Origin of the sequence: Nostoc sp. UIC 10630 (assembly GCF_010747425.1) — a bacterium.
GTDB lineage: Bacteria > Cyanobacteriota > Cyanobacteriia > Cyanobacteriales > Nostocaceae > Nostoc.
On record NZ_JAAGOG010000021.1, the window covers coordinates 28,238 to 43,018 of the forward strand.

Genomic DNA, 14,781 nt, shown 5'->3' on the forward strand with positions numbered 1-14,781 from the left:
CCCTGCCCCCTTGCTTCTTTTTTAACTGAATCGAGGAATTCCCTATCCGCAATGCGGTGGGGTAGTTCACGCAATATTATCTACAAGCCGATCGCGAATTGTTTTAAGTTGATCTTGAGTCTTAATTGGCTCTCGTGGTGCTGGCAGTTCTGTATTAGGCCAGTTAGGTAAACTATTACAGGGACATAACAATGCCGGCATCCCGACGTTTCGCGCGGCTACTGGCATACTGCAACGACCACAAGGAACCATATCCCATGCTGGTGTCAACAATTCAGCAATGGTTTCTTGCGTACCCTCTAAATGACAATCACCTGATTCAGGCGCAATCATTTTCTGCCAGCACTCTTCAAATTCTTCACTATAGCGATCGCCATTTAGCACCGATTTGGGCAAAATGCTTGCCTTCCCGTTGCCCGTAATCACTTTCTTACCCAACTGAAACCAGTAGGCAAGGTATCCTCTAACTTCTTGTTTGGTTGCCATAAGACAATTTTAGATTTTAGATTTTGGATTAATTTGAATCAATAGTTAAGAATCTTGACTTCTGAATACTCCAGTATCCTCTTTGGTTGGCAATGGCGAACCAAGGACACTAAGATTGAGAACATGACCACCAGTTACTAAATAAACAGTTTCACTAAGGGCAGCTAGTTGGCGCACTAAAGAACCCAAGCGATCGCGGAACATCCTTCCAAGGGGATAAGCTGGTACCACACCCCAACCTACCTCTTCTGCTACAAACAGCACATCAGCAGCAACTAGCTCCACTGTCTCTAATAACTCTACAACGATATTTTCCCAGCTAGATTCGTCCTCCTCTAAGAGATTAGCAACCCAAGTTCCTAAAGAATCCACTAAAAGGCAGGTATAGGGTTTGGCATCGGCGAGAGTAGCAGACAGTTCTATAGGTACGGATAGAGTTACCCAGTCTTGAGGACGGCGTTGTTGGTGTTCTAAAATACGTTGATGCCATTCCTGGTCATCTGTGTTATCAGTCGCTGTTGCTACGTAAACAACTGCTTTCCCTGACTCCATAGCCAGAGTTTCCGCCCATTCACTTTTACCAGATCGTGCTGGCCCTGTTACCAAGATGATTTTACCCAAAGTTGTTTTCTGAGTATTTTAACAATAAGTAGCTAGTTGCAATTTATGGCCACAGTTTTTACTTTATCGGCGAGATTTTTGGTTTCAAATAACTTTTAAGGGATAAAATTAGCACCAACATCATTGATGTCACAACTGGCAAAAGCCGAAAATCCCAACAACCCCATTCTTAATGATTCAACAAGAGGCAGGGGGCAGGGGGAAAAGGAGCAAGGGAAAATGATCCCTGCTCCCTGCTGTGGAGTGAAGCAGAACATGGGTCTGATTCCCCCACAACAACCAAGTGTGGTTCTAGTTCTATTGGGTCGAATTCCCATCTGAATTATCCCCCCTGCTCCCTGCCCCCCTGCCTCTTCTTCAATACCATTGGGGACAGCAAAATTTTAGGATGTCTTTATGAACGCAGGCTTAAAACGCATAGAAGCAACTCTACACGATTTAGGGAATCGCGGCACTGCCTCTGCCGCCGAAGCAGTTGATTCGACAACAAAACGGCCTTTTTCTTTTAGAATCAGTGTCGGAGCCAACGAATCCGCAGAAAGTACACAAACTCCATCATCTCAGGAAGAACAAACAGTTGAATTGGGCGTAGATACTGAGAGCGATTATCCTCCTGAACAGAATTTCTTTCCTCACCATGACTCTGTGCAAACCTTTCAAACACAAGAGAATGGTGGCAAAGCGCCCAGCTTACCCAAGTTAAAAACTCCGAGTTTTAGTAACCATCGCCACGGAGCAAATCCAGCATTGGCGATGAATCTATTACAAGAAATTCAGGAAACTGTCGCGGGTTGGCAAATAGAACTGCAAAATATTTTGAACCAAATTCAGGATATTTACTTAGAAGGGCCAATTGTGAATGGCTGGTTAGAATCTAATCCCAGCGAACCAGAACCGGGAGGAACCGCAACACTACGCCATGCAGAAGTTGACCGCCTGATGAACTACGTAGAAGAAATTTGCGCTACTGGTGGGAAAGTATCTTATAAATCATCGATTACTGGCTACCGCCTCTGTGGTGTAGACGATGCTGGTAAAGTCTGGTCGCGCCCATGTCCAGCAGATCAGGTTCCCAATGTTAGTATGGCGATCGCACGTTACCAAAAGTTACGTCAACTTTTGGGGCGCAAGCAATCTTTAGAAACCCGCCTGAGTCAACTGGCCCAAACACTTGTAGTTTTACACAGTCATATTCAACAAACGTGAAGTTTTAAAGATTATTTCCGAAGAAACTCGGTTGGTGGGTCGGTAATTTTTGGTTTAGATTAACTCTCAGCAGGTATGTGTTGGATTTAAGATTTTTATCTAAAATCCCAAATCTCAAATCCAAAATAAAATCTATGCCAGACACCCAAATCTCTGCCATTATCTGTACCCACAATCGAGATACCTATTTAGGGGCTGCAATTGATAGTCTTTTAGCGCAGGATTTTGCTGCTGACTTTGAAATTGTAGTAGTTGATAATGGATCTAGTGATCGCACCCGTGAGGTTGTAGAACAAAGGGCCCACAATCCGCGCCTGAAGTATGTATTTGAACCCACTATCGGTTTATCTGTCGCCCGCAACACAGGCGCAAAAGTAGCTAGTGGCGACATTCTGGCTTATCTGGATGACGATGCTGTTGCTAGTCCTGGGTGGCTACAAGTTTTATATTTTGCCTATTACAATAATTCTAAATTAGCGATCGCAGGTGGCAAAGTCACTCTCTTATGGCCCCCAGGAATCGAACAACCACGATGGCTATCTCCAGGGCTAGCTGCAAATCTGGGTGCATACGACTTGGGTGACAGTAACATCTACATCGAGCAACCTGGCTTAACACCCAGAGGCTTAAATTATTCCATCCGCCGCAGTTTCCTAGAAGAAATTGGCGGTTTTGATCCTCATCTCGGTCGAGTGGGGAAAAATCTATTATCAAATGAAGAACTGCAAATGACCGAATTTGCCCTACAGCGTGGTTGGCAAGTTGCTTATCTTCCTGAAGCGCTGGTTGCTCACAATGTTGCCCCAGAACGCCTACAACGTACTTGGTTTTTAAATCGAGGCTGGTGGCAGGGTATCAGTGAATGCTATCGAGAGCAACTTGCTGGTAAAGCTGGAATCGCTCAATTACAGCGAGGTGGCGAACGGTTTGTGCGGGGCTTGTATAAAGCATTGCAATATTTTTCTGATCCAGCAGAGCGGTTTGACAAACTTGTATATGCTTACGGTCAGATTGGTTACTTAAATGCTGCTATTCAAGGTCTTTTATTTACATCAAATAAGAAATAACCGATAACATAATTTATACTGATATGTCATCTAAAATACCAGTTTCTGTATTAATTCCGGCAAAAAACGAACAAGCAAACTTGCCAGCCTGCCTTGCGAGCCTCAGCAGAGCAGATGAAATATTTGTAGTAGATTCTCAAAGTACAGATAACAGCATTGAAATTGCGAAAAGCCACGGTGTCAATGTTGTGCAATTCAACTTCAATGGACGTTGGCCCAAAAAGAAAAATTGGTCTTTAGATAATTTACCTTTCCGAAACGAATGGGTGCTAATTGTAGATTGCGATGAGCGCATCACGCCCGAACTTTGGGAAGAAATTGACCAAGCAATTCAAAATCAGGAATATACAGGTTATTACCTCAACCGCCGCGTCTTTTTCTTAGGAAAATGGATTCGTTATGGTGGAAAATATCCCGATTGGAATCTTCGTTTATTTCAGCATAAAAAAGGCCGCTACGAAAACCTAAATACAGAAGATATTCCTAATACTGGTGACAACGAAGTTCACGAACATGTGATTTTGCAGGGCAAAGTTGGGTATCTCAAAAATGATATGCTCCACGAGGACTTCCGCGATCTTTATCACTGGCTAGAACGGCACAATCGTTATTCCAACTGGGAAGCCAGCGTTTATTTTAATATTCTTACAGGTAAAGATGATAGCGGTACCATCGGCGCGAATCTATTTGGTGATGCAGTGCAACGCAAGCGCTTTTTGAAAAAAGTATGGGTACACCTGCCATTTAAACCTTTTTTACGGTTTGTTTTATTTTATATAATTCAACGCGGTTTTTTGGATGGCAAAGCTGGATATATTTATGCACGCTTGCTGAGTCAATATGAATATCAAATTGGCGTTAAACTTTACGAATTACGTAATTGTGGTGGTCATTTAAATACTGCAACGACTCCAAAGGAAGGAGCAGGAAAGGGGAGCAGAGGAGCAGAAGTAAAGCTATTGACCATTGACTCCTGATAAATAACTAATGACCAATGACAAATGACCAACCTTTTGTAGATTTACGCAAATATGACCAATCTTGGTTTGATCGGGGACGGCCAAGTTGGTATGTATTGTTGTGGTGGCTTGTACAAGCGATCGCATTTCCCCTTACTCCTCAACCGTTAAATATTCTGCGTTGTGCTTTGCTACGACTATTTGGCGCTCGTATCGGCAAAGGTGTATTAATTCGGCCCACCGCCCGCTTCACCTATCCTTGGAAAGTTACCATTGGCAATTACAGTTGGATTGGAGATAACGTAGTTTTTTACAGCCTCGATCAGATCCACATCGGTGAACATTGCGTAGTTTCCCAAAAAAGTTACCTGTGTACTGGTAGTCACGATCTCCAAGATCCTGCTTTTGGGTTAAAAACAGCGAGTATCACTATTAACAATGGTGCATGGGTAGCAGCAGATTGTTTCGTTGGGCCGGGAGTGCAAATCGGCGCTAATGCTGTGATTGGCGCTCGTAGTAATGTTTTGACGAATATGCCTTCTGGACAGGTTTGTTGGGGAAGCCCCTGTCGTCCTAAGACGAGTCGCATAAAACTTGATACCCCTACAACCCCGTGATTTTATAGATAAAGATAGTAAGGTAGCCCAGCTAGCTGGGCTACCTTAAATTTTCTACATATTTTATTTATAGCGGTTCTCAATTGCATAGAATATAGACCAATAAGGTTCAGTTAAGGCTAAAACTCTAAAGTCAATTGTTTATAACCTAGATGCAAAGCGGTGAGCCAGTCCGATGGAAGGGTTCCCCGGCATAAAGGAACTGGCGTTAGCGTAGCGGTAGCGTTAGCGTTCGCGCAGCGTCTCGTAGAGAGGAACGAGCGTCGGTACGAGCGTCACCCGTAGGGCTTACCGCAAGCTACCGCCCATCGCGCAGCGTCTCGCAGAGAAGGAGACAAAAGATGCAAAAAAAAAGAAGAAATACTTAACTGAACTGTATTCACCTATAACTCTGCTTTATACAGGTATTTCCTGGAGATAGTTTACTTTTAATTAAATCTTTTTGCTTTCTAGTCCAAAATTCGTGCATATCTAAAAAATCTAGCAGAAGATGTGATGCACCAAATCAGCCAAGTGATAGCCTAATTAGCAAAATTTTTTCTCATTCCCACAAGTGAGAGTCACCCAAATGTGTAAAAGTATAAGCTGTTATTGCGATCGCCTTTGGCGTTCTCGCAAGGTACCTAATAAAATGGAGCGTTCACCTAGCATCTTGTTAGAGAATTAATCGCAATAACAATATATATCATCTTGGTTAATTTGCTTGCATTGGAATGCTCCCGAAGAATTAGGTGATGAAGTGCCCTTTGCCAACCATGTTCGTCAACTTGCCAAAGATTTTAAATATCAACAAATTCGATAAATTTAAAACAAATTTAATAGGAGGCAAGTATGAATTTTAACAAAGATGGAAGAAATGTCATTTTAATAGTTGATGATGCCCCTATTAATTTAGAGATATTATTCAAGCTTTTAGAGTATTACGGCTTGAAGGTTTTAGTATCTGAAGATGGAATGAATGCCATTGAAATTGCAGAGAATGCCTTACCTGACCTAATCTTATTGGATGTATTAATGCCAGGAATTGACGGCTTTGAAACTTGTAGACTTTTGAAAAAAAATCCAGTTACTCAAGATATTCCAGTAATATTTCTAACTGCTATAACCGATAAGATAGATCAAATCAAAGGTTTGAATCTTGGGGCAGTAGATTACATAACTAAACCTCTAGAACATAAAGAAGTTTTAGCTAGGATAAATATCCATTTACGTTTACGGAACCTCACAAAAAAACTTACAGAGCAAAATAAACGTTTAGAAATAGAAATCTTTGAGCGCCAACGAGTAGAAGAAGAACTGCGATGTCATTCAGCTGCATTAGACGAGTGGAACAATCGCTACCAAGCACTAATTCAAGCGAGTGGCCAGATTCTCTACGACTGGTACTTGGATACCAACGATATTGAATATGGTGGCAATGTAGAGCAAATATTAGGTTACTCTATGCCTGAGATGGTAGGAGGTTTGAAGCGTTGGTTAGAGTTAGTTCATCCTGATGATAGAAAATTATTCAATGAAGAGATTAACCGTGTTTTATCCGCAAAAGAGCGATTCCACCTTGAATTTCGCGTCGCTCGCAAAGATGGCACTTACATCACAGTTGAAAATAACGGGTATATCTTTTTAGACTCTACAGGCAAAGTTGCTCGGATGGCGGGCTTTGTAATTGATATTACCGAACAGCAAGCTGTGCTACGTGAACGCAAAAGTGCAGAACAAAAAATTCGTGAGCAAGCAGCTTGGCTCGATATCACCACAGACGCAATTATCGTTCAAGATTTGGTTAACAAAATTCAATTTTGGAATAAAGGGGCTGAACATCTATACGGTTGGATGGCAGAAGAAGTATTGAGCAAGAATGCCAATCAGTTTTTGTATCAAAAGCAAAGTTTTGGCCAACTAAAAAACATCCAGAAAACTTTAGTTGAACATGGTTCCTGGCAAGGTGAGTTATATCAAGTTACCAAACAAGGCCAAGAGATTATCGTTGCTAGCCGATGGACACTGGTAAATGATAATGAGGGACAAGCTAAATCCGTCTTAATTGTCAACTCCGACATTACAGAGAAAAAACAACTTGAAGCGCAGTTTCTCCGCGCCCAGCGAATGGAGAGCCTTGGCACGCTAGCAAGTGGTATTGCCCACGATCTTAACAATGCACTAACACCTATGTTGATGACAGTGCAACTGTTAGAGGCACAGCTTCCAGATGAAAAAAGCCAGCAATGGCTAACAATTATGGAAACAAATGTTAAACGCGCCGCAGATTTAGTTAAACAAGTGTTATGGTTTTCACGCGGCTCTGTAGGGAACTTTAAAACCTTACAGGTGCGATATTTGATTTCAGAAATTGAAAATATTATTAAACAAACATTTTCTAGAGCTATTGAAATCCGTACTGATGTTTCTGAGCAAAACTTATGGAATATCTTTGGCGATGCTACTCAGTTACACCAAGTGCTAATGAACCTATGTATTAATGCTCGTGATGCCATGCCTAATGGCGGTATCTTAAAGATTTCTGCAAAGAATTTCTGGGTTGATAGTCACTATGCCAAAATGAATATTGATGCTAAGGTAGGTTCTTATGTAATGATTAGCGTCTGTGATACAGGCATAGGAATTAAGAGAGAAATAGTAGATAGAATTTTTGAGCCATTTTTCACAACAAAAGAAGTTGGAAAAGGCACAGGGCTTGGTCTTTCAACAGTGCTTGGGATTATCAAAAGCCACTTCGGTTTTGTGAATGTAGTGACTGACGTAGGCAAAGGCACAGAGTTTCAAGTTTGCTTACCCGTCACGCAAACAATGCAGACAGATGGTAAATTATCTGGAGATGAATTACCACCGGGGCATGGAGAACTGATTCTCGTTGTTGACGATGAAGATTCAATTCGAGAGGTTACTCAAAGCTGGTTAGAAAAAAATGCCTATAAAGTTATAGTAGCTAGTGATGGTATTGATGCGATCGCACTATATACAGAATATCAACAAGAAATTAGTGTAGTCTTGGTTGATATGATGATGCCAAACATGGATGGGCCAACAACCATCAATGTGTTGAAAAAAATTAATCCAGAGATCAAAATTATTGGTGTTAGTGGATTAGCTTCCAATCATGAAATGATTAAAATCCTTGGTAATAGTGTCAAAACCCTTTTATCCAAGCCCTACACCTCAAGCGACTTGTTAAGAAATTTACAGATGGTGATTAATACAAAGTAGAGTTTGTCATTTGTCATTTGTCATTCGTCATTGGTTATTTCTACCTCATTCTCCATTCCCCATTCCCAATTCCCCAGTGCCCATGAGTGGTAATATATTCTCATGGCTGCTCTAATCCTTGCTATTGATGAACAAACTACTGGATGAAACGCTGTCAATCGAAACTGCTGAACGCATAAACAGCAGAGCTAGCACTCCGTTTGATAATGCTTATAAAGCAGCATTGTCTACTGAGGGAGCAAGATATGTCCAAGGATTTTTAACTTTTGTAGGAAAGCCATACAGGCCGATTGAACACAGTTGGATTGAGCTAGGTGATGCCTTAGAGGTACGCATTATCGATCCTACATTACCGCACCTGAACAAAAATCCCCAAGAACTCTGGTATTTTGCGGCACAAAGGCTAACGGTTAAAAAATTGAAAGCCATCATTGAAGAATCGAAAGAAGATTATCCAGAAGATGAACCATTGCCAATCTATGGCGATCCACCTTATGAATATTATGGTGATGTAATGTTGGGTGGTCAGGACTATTTGGCAGCATATCAAGCCGCAGAAGCTAAGTGTAAAGAAATCAACAAACTCAACCCTGAGAGAAACTAAATAATTCGTAATTACGAATTATTTAATAGGATTTACCATCGCTGCCAAAGTATTCTCTATAGCCACAAATTTTGTCTCCACGCACATCAAAAGAAACCGCTACCCGATTTTTGTAAAGCTGTCCAAACAAAAGTCCCTCATCTCGAAACTCAAAAACAGCCGTTGTTTCATTGCTAGTAACACGGTCTAAACCAGTCAGGTTCAAACCAGGACTGAATGCTTCAAAAACGTACTCAAAAAATTCCCTAGCTCGCTGTTTACCGACATTCAAACCGTGGAATTTACCCATTGGAAACCAAAGGGTAAAATCTTCTGTGAGCATATCTAACAATGCTTCCCACTCTCCAGTTGCCATACCATAGGTAAGATGCTCAAATGCCTGTCGAGCAACTTTTAAAGTATTTTCTGAGTCTTGTGTCATTCCCACCCACCCTAACTAGATATAGACTAATGCTGTGTGACTTAAAACCTCACAACTACTTTGCCACAATTCTGACCACTGAGGAGATATTCTACAGCTTCGGGTATTGATTCTATGCCTTGAAACCGTTTTGGGTCAACGGAAACTTTGAGTTTGTCTGTGTAAAACAGGTTTAATAGGCGATCGCGTGCCTCTGCCATATATTCTTTATAATGAGGCATGAGAAAGCCTCTCACAGAAGCAGCTTTCCAAAATAGCTGGTGATAAAGGCGTGGTTGTGTAATTTGTTCTACATCTTTTGCGTATTCAGAGATGAAACCAACTACAATTAAGCGTCCTCGTATTGCCAAGTTGTCAACGCAGGTATCAAAAACCTGTTTACCTACACAGTCAAAAATTAAATTAATCCCATTGGGGTATTCTTTCTTGAGGACGTGATTGAGATTTTCTGTGCGATAGTTGATAATGCGATCGCACCCTAATTCTCTCAGTAACTTTGCCTTCGCCTCAGAACTACAAGTACCAATGACATGATTCCCGGCTAACTTTGCCAATTGCACCGCAATATGACCGGTTCCCCCAGCGGCGGCTGTAACTAAAACCACTTCATTACTTTTCATCTCCCCCACTTGTTCCAATGCAACCAAAGCTGATACACCCGTAGGCATTAGTGTTAACAACTCTGGTGTCGCTTCCCGCGCCTTCACTGCTAAGTTTGCATTGATAACCTGATATTCTCGATAACCGCCACCCCGTGCCGTAGTTATGACAGCATCACCAATTTGAAAATCTTTGACCTTTTCACCCATAGCGATAACTTCTCCCACAGCTTCCACACCCAAATCAAAGGGAGGAATTAATTTAATATATGGAACATCACCACGACAAAGTAAGGTATCAAAGCCACCGTTAACACCAGCAAATTTATTTTGAATTAAAAGTTCGCTAGCAGCAGGTTTGGGAATAGGAATTTCGACAATTTTAATGGCAGATTTAAAATCTTGATTCAGTTTATTTGCTATTAACTTTCTGTAGGTTTGTACATTCATTGATACAAGTAATTCGGTGCAAATATTAAAAGCGATGTTGAGAAATTGAAATTTAGTGTCAGTTCGTTATGCGTTCAACTAACGCACTATTTCCCAACAATCTAAGGGGTATTACACTATACTTATAAAGCTTTATCCCACTCTAACTGATGGGATAAACCATACTTGATAAAATCTTCTTCTTTAGCTTTATCGCTTTTCCCAAAAACACCTAAGCTGTAAGGATTATCTTGCATCCGTTGTGTGACTTGCTCTTTCTCAAATTGGATCACTTCATCTCTAGGCTTATCCGGTTTAAAAAAGTCAACAACCAAAACAGTTCTATCATAATTGGTGTAATTATGGGGACAATGTGGATAGCTATGATCTAAAACCAGGAATTTTCCTTCATGCCAATAAAGTTGATCGTGGCATATTTTCATAGCCACATCTCCCTCTGGAACTATTAATCCCAAATACCCACGATTTGTATGAGGGTTATAGTTTACATGCAGCTTAATATCTAATCCTGGATGGAATGTACCATAATAGACATTTCTGATGATATCATCATCAATAAAGTTCACATTTTTTATCAAATTAGCTAAATTTGGAAAATACTTCTCTCTTAATAAAAGTGCTTTTTTTGATGCCTCATCTGGCCCATAATCAGGATATTGTATTTGATAAGTTTGAATATATTGTTCAATAAAAAGACCTTGAAATAAAATACCAAAAGCGCTGTATTTTGAATCGCCCTTGGTTTTAATCGTTTTACTTTTAGGCCCTAAAATATCGTAAGTTAACTTTAGCTCTTCATCAGATGCCTGGTTAATAAAGCGTTTAAATTCCTCTCTAATCACTTGCCAGTTATCTTCAAATATTTTGAGAAAAGTAAATTGGTTTGGGTCTATATTATATTCATTAAAGCTTGCCATTGTTTTTTCTCCTGAAGATGATTTCATAAAAAACCGTTATATATAATGATAGGATTTGGTCTTCGTCCAGATTCAATGTTGGAATTCCTGACTAAACTCATTTTAGTGTGAGGTTTACTGTGTCTGAAACTCCCCTATTAGATCAAATTATCAAAAATGTGCGGATAGTTCGTCCCCATCAGGATGCAATCGAACTACTTGATTTAGGCATTAAGGATGGAAAATTTGCTCAGATTGCTTCTAATATTAGCCCAGACACAGGCAAACAGGTCTTTGATGGCAAAAACCTGCTAGGCTTTCCTGGAGTCGTGGATGCCCACATGCACGTCGGTATCTATCAACCCCTTGATAAAGATGCTCTGACTGAAAGCAAAGCAGCCGCAATGGGAGGCGTGACTACCAGCTTAAATTACATCCGTACAGGGCAGTATTATCTTAACAAAGGCGGCTCCTACTGCGATTTTTTTCCAGAGGTTTTGACCTTATCCGCAGGTAATTTTTTTGTAGATTACGCCTATCACATTGCACCTATAGCTAGCAAGCATATCGACGAAATACCTTTATTGTTTGAGGAACACGGTATATCTTCGTTTAAAATCTTTATGTTTTATGGCGGCTATGGGTTGCATGGTTTGTCAGACCAGCAAAACCTCTTTTTGATGATTAACAAAGAGGAAAGATACGACTTTGCCCATTTTGAATTTATTATGCGCGGTCTAACTCGCTTGATGGAGAAACATCCAGAAGCGCGAGATACTATCAGCTTGAGTTTACACTGTGAAATTGCAGAAATTCTCAATGCCTATACCAAAATAGTTGAAAATGATTCTAGTCTGAGCGGATTACACGCTTATAGTGCAGCGCGTCCACCTCATTCTGAAGGTTTAGCAATTTGCATTGCTTCTTATTTGGCCAATGAAACTAACTGTGCAAATATTAATTTGTTGCACCTGAGTTCGCGTAAAGCAATGGAAGCAGCTTTGACTATGCAAACTGCTTTTCCCCATATTAATTTTCGGCGAGAAGTTACTGTTGGACATTTGCTATTAGATGTCGATACTCCTAATGGTATTTGGGCAAAAGTTAACCCTCCTATCCGTCCTCGCGCTGATGTGGAATACTTGTGGCAAGCAGTACTAAACAATCAAGTAGATTGGATAGTTAGCGACCATGCTTGCTGTTCTGCTGAACAAAAAAGAAATGTTAAAGACCCGAATAATATTTGGTTAGCAAAGTCTGGTTTTGGCGGTACAGAATATTTACTTTCTGGTGTATTTAGTGAAGGTAGCAAGCGGGGGATGTCTTATAACCAGATGGCTAAGTTGCTATCTTGGAACCCATCGCGGCGCTTTGGCTTGTTAGAAAAAGGCGATATTGCTATTGGTTATGATGCTGATTTGGTGCTGGTAGACCCCAATGAAAGCTTTGTAGTAAGCGCTGCTGAGTCGGAGTCACAACAAGGTTATACGCCTTTTGAAGGTGTAGAATTAACTGGGCGGGTAAAAAGCACTTTTTTACGCGGAAATCTTATTTATAACAATGGGCGAGTTTTAGGTTCACCTATTGGACGATATTTAAAAAGACCTTCTAGTAGTCCACATAGAAACCTTACTGCTTAAAAGCTTATGTGTCTTGAGGTGCGTATGACAAGACTGTTGCAACTTTTGATAAATCTCTATCAACTCTAACAAAGAACAAGCCGCCATCATCCGTGATATGCCTGGGAAGAGTACTAAAGCTAGGACAATACCAATAATTATCTTTTACGATCCGATAATCTCCTACATCACAATACCCCGTTAAACAATATCCTTCTTCGTTATAAGGTTGTATCATTTGATACTTATTATCAAAATGCGGCAAAATGGTGAGCAGCCATACTCCACCTCCGTTAATATCTTTCCTTAGCCACTTCTTATTTGCTTGCACAAACTGAACTGTATCTGCTTTGCCCCAAGGTAGCAATTTACTGTCCAATGCTGGGATAAAGTCACATAATCTAGCATCTGGATGGTCTTTTTGTGCATATTTATACTCTAATGGAACAGAACCATTCTCCATCCAAAGGATTTCAGCTTCTTCTCCACCTAGTACTCTCCAAGAACCTATTCTTACACCTGCGGGGATAAAGGAGTAGCTATGCTTGTTTAGCTGCCACTCACCCAGTTGTATTGCACCCTTAATTACAAAAATTTCCAGATCAGCAGTAAAGATTCCAGATGGAGCCTCAAACTTAGGTGGTAAAACCACTCTTGAAGTCGATGCACCAGAGTCATGGCACGTTAGCAATCGACGACTTCCAGGTGCTATGTTGTCTGGCATTCCCCTGACTCGCCAACCTTGCTTTTCCATTACGGTATTCGTGTCAAAGAACTGGTACTGGCGAGGTAGGTATTCTTTAGCGATCGCTGTACGCCTTCCTGATAAATTCATGCGCCCTCTGCCGTCTCCACCCCAATCCTCTTTTACGGAGGCTATATGTAAAAAGTCATCAGCCTCTTGTTCTCTTGCAGAATTTTCTTCATTTTCCATGTTATTTAGCACTCACACAGCCAATCTTAAAATCATATGGAGCAATAATATAGTAAAGCATCTTTACAATCTAAATTAATTTTTAATGCTGATTTAATAAACTCATATGCTTTCTTAGCTTATTTTTTGGCAATCGGCTCTCTAATATTTCAAATACTTGAATTTTCTAGAAAATCTATGACTATCTGCGATATTTCTTCAGGCATTTGATTCATCATACAGATAGTTCCACCTTCAATTTCAACCACCTTGCTATGAGGAATTGCTTTAGAAACAAAATATCTATTTTCTACCTTGGCTAAACCTAGCTTGTCAAAGATTTTCATATCCTCAGTTCCCCATAAAATCAAGGTAGGAGACTTGATTAGCTGAAATCTTTTTGGTGCATCTAGACAGTAATCTTGTACAGCCCAAATCGCATATAAAGGATAGCCAGAGCTTTTTAAATCGTCTAAAACCCAACGTTGATTTAATTCTGGAGAGCCTACATATAGGGCGCGGGCTAACCATCTTTCCATGAGGTGGGAGCCATCTGCTTTTATTTTGAAACCGTCATTAAATCTTTTTAATAAGGCTACTTTTCCTTCTTCATCGAAGCCAAAAGCATTACATAATATAAGTTTATCTACTTTTTCAGGATATGCTGCCGCCACTTCTCCTGCCACAAAAGCACCCGTATGGTTTCCCAAGATGCTTGTCCTTGAAATACCTAATTCTTCCAAGAGGGCAATGACAGTTTTAGCATAATCTTTGGTAGAGTACATTCTTGGAGGTTTATCAGAATCACCTAGTCCTAAAAAGTCCATCGCAATCACACGCCTTGTCTGAGCAAAGATAGGCATTAGCTCACGAAATTCGTCACTACTCCTTGGGTTTTGATGAAGTAAAAGCAGAGGCTCTCCTTCGCCACCCATACGGTAAAGAATCTGCCCATCTTCGGTGTCTAAAAATGCTCGTTTGATTGGTTTATTCATATCATACTGATAAATAAGTTCTTAATTAATTAGTTGTAATACACGCAGTTCGTGGAAGGTATAACAATTTTATACCTCTACAACGTAGTAATATCTCATCTTT

Annotated in this window: 15 protein-coding genes; 8 read left to right on the plus strand and 7 right to left on the minus strand. The window is 40.5% G+C overall.

The features are described 5' to 3' along the window. Nucleotides 1-66: 66 nt before the first annotated feature. Complete coding sequence (locus tag G1O98_RS08170) at nucleotides 67-486, minus strand: hypothetical protein (protein ID WP_163928324.1); 420 nt, start codon at nucleotides 484-486, stop codon at nucleotides 67-69. 45 nt (nucleotides 487-531) lie between these two features. Beyond that, nucleotides 532-1,107 carry a bifunctional adenosylcobinamide kinase/adenosylcobinamide-phosphate guanylyltransferase gene (gene cobU, locus G1O98_RS08175; RefSeq protein WP_012411865.1) on the minus strand — a complete coding sequence of 192 codons (576 nt, stop codon included), beginning with the start codon at nucleotides 1,105-1,107 and terminating at the stop codon, nucleotides 532-534. A 126-nt stretch (nucleotides 1,108-1,233) separates the two neighbouring features. On the opposite strand from cobU, the gene G1O98_RS08180 reads away from it, so the two are divergent. The 7 genes from G1O98_RS08180 to G1O98_RS08210 all read left to right on the plus strand — a co-directional run bounded on the left by G1O98_RS08180 (nucleotide 1,234) and on the right by G1O98_RS08210 (nucleotide 8,785). Beyond that, nucleotides 1,234-1,428, plus strand: a complete 195-nt coding sequence (locus tag G1O98_RS08180; RefSeq protein WP_163928326.1) for a hypothetical protein — start codon at nucleotides 1,234-1,236, stop codon at nucleotides 1,426-1,428. Nucleotides 1,429-1,503: 75 nt separating this feature from the next. Further along, nucleotides 1,504-2,313: a hypothetical protein gene (locus G1O98_RS08185; RefSeq protein WP_163928328.1), complete on the plus strand. Its 810-nt coding sequence runs from the start codon at nucleotides 1,504-1,506 to the stop codon at nucleotides 2,311-2,313. A gap of 134 nt (nucleotides 2,314-2,447) precedes the next feature. Then, complete coding sequence (locus tag G1O98_RS08190; RefSeq protein ID WP_114083472.1) at nucleotides 2,448-3,380, plus strand: glycosyltransferase family A protein; 933 nt, start codon at nucleotides 2,448-2,450, stop codon at nucleotides 3,378-3,380. Between the two features lie 23 nt (nucleotides 3,381-3,403). After that, a complete protein-coding gene (locus G1O98_RS08195) occupies nucleotides 3,404-4,357 on the plus strand; it encodes a glycosyltransferase family 2 protein (RefSeq protein ID WP_163928331.1) in 954 nt (317 codons plus the stop codon). Nucleotides 4,358-4,374: 17 nt separating this feature from the next. After that, complete coding sequence (gene hpsU, locus G1O98_RS08200) at nucleotides 4,375-4,956, plus strand: hormogonium polysaccharide biosynthesis acetyltransferase HpsU (RefSeq protein WP_163928332.1); 582 nt, start codon at nucleotides 4,375-4,377, stop codon at nucleotides 4,954-4,956. An 831-nt stretch (nucleotides 4,957-5,787) separates the two neighbouring features. After that, nucleotides 5,788-8,181 (plus strand): response regulator, encoded by a 2,394-nt coding sequence (locus G1O98_RS08205; RefSeq protein ID WP_163928335.1) that lies wholly within the window; start codon nucleotides 5,788-5,790, stop codon nucleotides 8,179-8,181. Between the two features lie 127 nt (nucleotides 8,182-8,308). Continuing rightward, on the plus strand, nucleotides 8,309-8,785 hold the full coding sequence (locus G1O98_RS08210) for a hypothetical protein (RefSeq protein WP_163928337.1): 477 nt from the start codon (nucleotides 8,309-8,311) through the stop codon (nucleotides 8,783-8,785). Nucleotides 8,786-8,807: 22 nt separating this feature from the next. Here the strand turns inward: G1O98_RS08210 and G1O98_RS08215 are convergent, their stop codons facing one another. From G1O98_RS08215 to G1O98_RS08225, 3 genes are all read right to left on the minus strand, one after another. After that, nucleotides 8,808-9,206: a nuclear transport factor 2 family protein gene (locus G1O98_RS08215; protein WP_114083467.1), complete on the minus strand. Its 399-nt coding sequence runs from the start codon at nucleotides 9,204-9,206 to the stop codon at nucleotides 8,808-8,810. A 41-nt stretch (nucleotides 9,207-9,247) separates the two neighbouring features. Then, on the minus strand, nucleotides 9,248-10,255 hold the full coding sequence (locus tag G1O98_RS08220) for a zinc-binding dehydrogenase (protein WP_163928339.1): 1,008 nt from the start codon (nucleotides 10,253-10,255) through the stop codon (nucleotides 9,248-9,250). Between the two features lie 122 nt (nucleotides 10,256-10,377). Further along, a complete protein-coding gene (locus G1O98_RS08225; protein WP_163928381.1) occupies nucleotides 10,378-11,172 on the minus strand; it encodes an aspartyl/asparaginyl beta-hydroxylase domain-containing protein in 795 nt (264 codons plus the stop codon). 119 nt (nucleotides 11,173-11,291) lie between these two features. Here G1O98_RS08225 and G1O98_RS08230 point away from each other — a divergent pair, with 119 nt between their 5' ends. Beyond that, nucleotides 11,292-12,791: an amidohydrolase family protein gene (locus G1O98_RS08230; RefSeq protein ID WP_163928341.1), complete on the plus strand. Its 1,500-nt coding sequence runs from the start codon at nucleotides 11,292-11,294 to the stop codon at nucleotides 12,789-12,791. A 4-nt stretch (nucleotides 12,792-12,795) separates the two neighbouring features. Here the strand turns inward: G1O98_RS08230 and G1O98_RS08235 are convergent, their stop codons facing one another. Further along, nucleotides 12,796-13,704, minus strand: coding sequence for a DUF4437 domain-containing protein (locus tag G1O98_RS08235; protein WP_163928343.1), 909 nt, complete (start codon nucleotides 13,702-13,704; stop codon nucleotides 12,796-12,798). Nucleotides 13,705-13,853: 149 nt separating this feature from the next. After that, nucleotides 13,854-14,678 carry an alpha/beta hydrolase gene (locus tag G1O98_RS08240; RefSeq protein ID WP_163928345.1) on the minus strand — a complete coding sequence of 275 codons (825 nt, stop codon included), beginning with the start codon at nucleotides 14,676-14,678 and terminating at the stop codon, nucleotides 13,854-13,856. Between the last annotated feature and the right edge of the window lie 103 nt (nucleotides 14,679-14,781).

Bases quoted from the DNA above. Each gene is read 5' to 3' on its own strand.
- G1O98_RS08190 (WP_114083472.1), top strand. From the start codon at position 2,448: ATGCCAGACACCCAAATCTCTGCCATTATCTGTACCCACAATCGAGAT.
- G1O98_RS08210 (WP_163928337.1), top strand. From the start codon at position 8,309: ATGAACAAACTACTGGATGAAACGCTGTCAATCGAAACTGCTGAACGC.
- G1O98_RS08170 (WP_163928324.1), bottom strand. From the start codon at position 486: ATGGCAACCAAACAAGAAGTTAGAGGATACCTTGCCTACTGGTTTCAG.
- G1O98_RS08215 (WP_114083467.1), bottom strand. From the start codon at position 9,206: ATGACACAAGACTCAGAAAATACTTTAAAAGTTGCTCGACAGGCATTT.
- G1O98_RS08225 (WP_163928381.1), bottom strand. From the start codon at position 11,172: ATGGCAAGCTTTAATGAATATAATATAGACCCAAACCAATTTACTTTT.
- hpsU (WP_163928332.1), top strand. From the start codon at position 4,375: ATGACAAATGACCAACCTTTTGTAGATTTACGCAAATATGACCAATCT.
- G1O98_RS08185 (WP_163928328.1), top strand. From the start codon at position 1,504: ATGAACGCAGGCTTAAAACGCATAGAAGCAACTCTACACGATTTAGGG.
- G1O98_RS08235 (WP_163928343.1), bottom strand. From the start codon at position 13,704: ATGGAAAATGAAGAAAATTCTGCAAGAGAACAAGAGGCTGATGACTTT.
- G1O98_RS08195 (WP_163928331.1), top strand. From the start codon at position 3,404: ATGTCATCTAAAATACCAGTTTCTGTATTAATTCCGGCAAAAAACGAA.
- G1O98_RS08205 (WP_163928335.1), top strand. From the start codon at position 5,788: ATGAATTTTAACAAAGATGGAAGAAATGTCATTTTAATAGTTGATGAT.
- G1O98_RS08220 (WP_163928339.1), bottom strand. From the start codon at position 10,255: ATGAATGTACAAACCTACAGAAAGTTAATAGCAAATAAACTGAATCAA.
- G1O98_RS08240 (WP_163928345.1), bottom strand. From the start codon at position 14,678: ATGAATAAACCAATCAAACGAGCATTTTTAGACACCGAAGATGGGCAG.
- G1O98_RS08180 (WP_163928326.1), top strand. From the start codon at position 1,234: ATGTCACAACTGGCAAAAGCCGAAAATCCCAACAACCCCATTCTTAAT.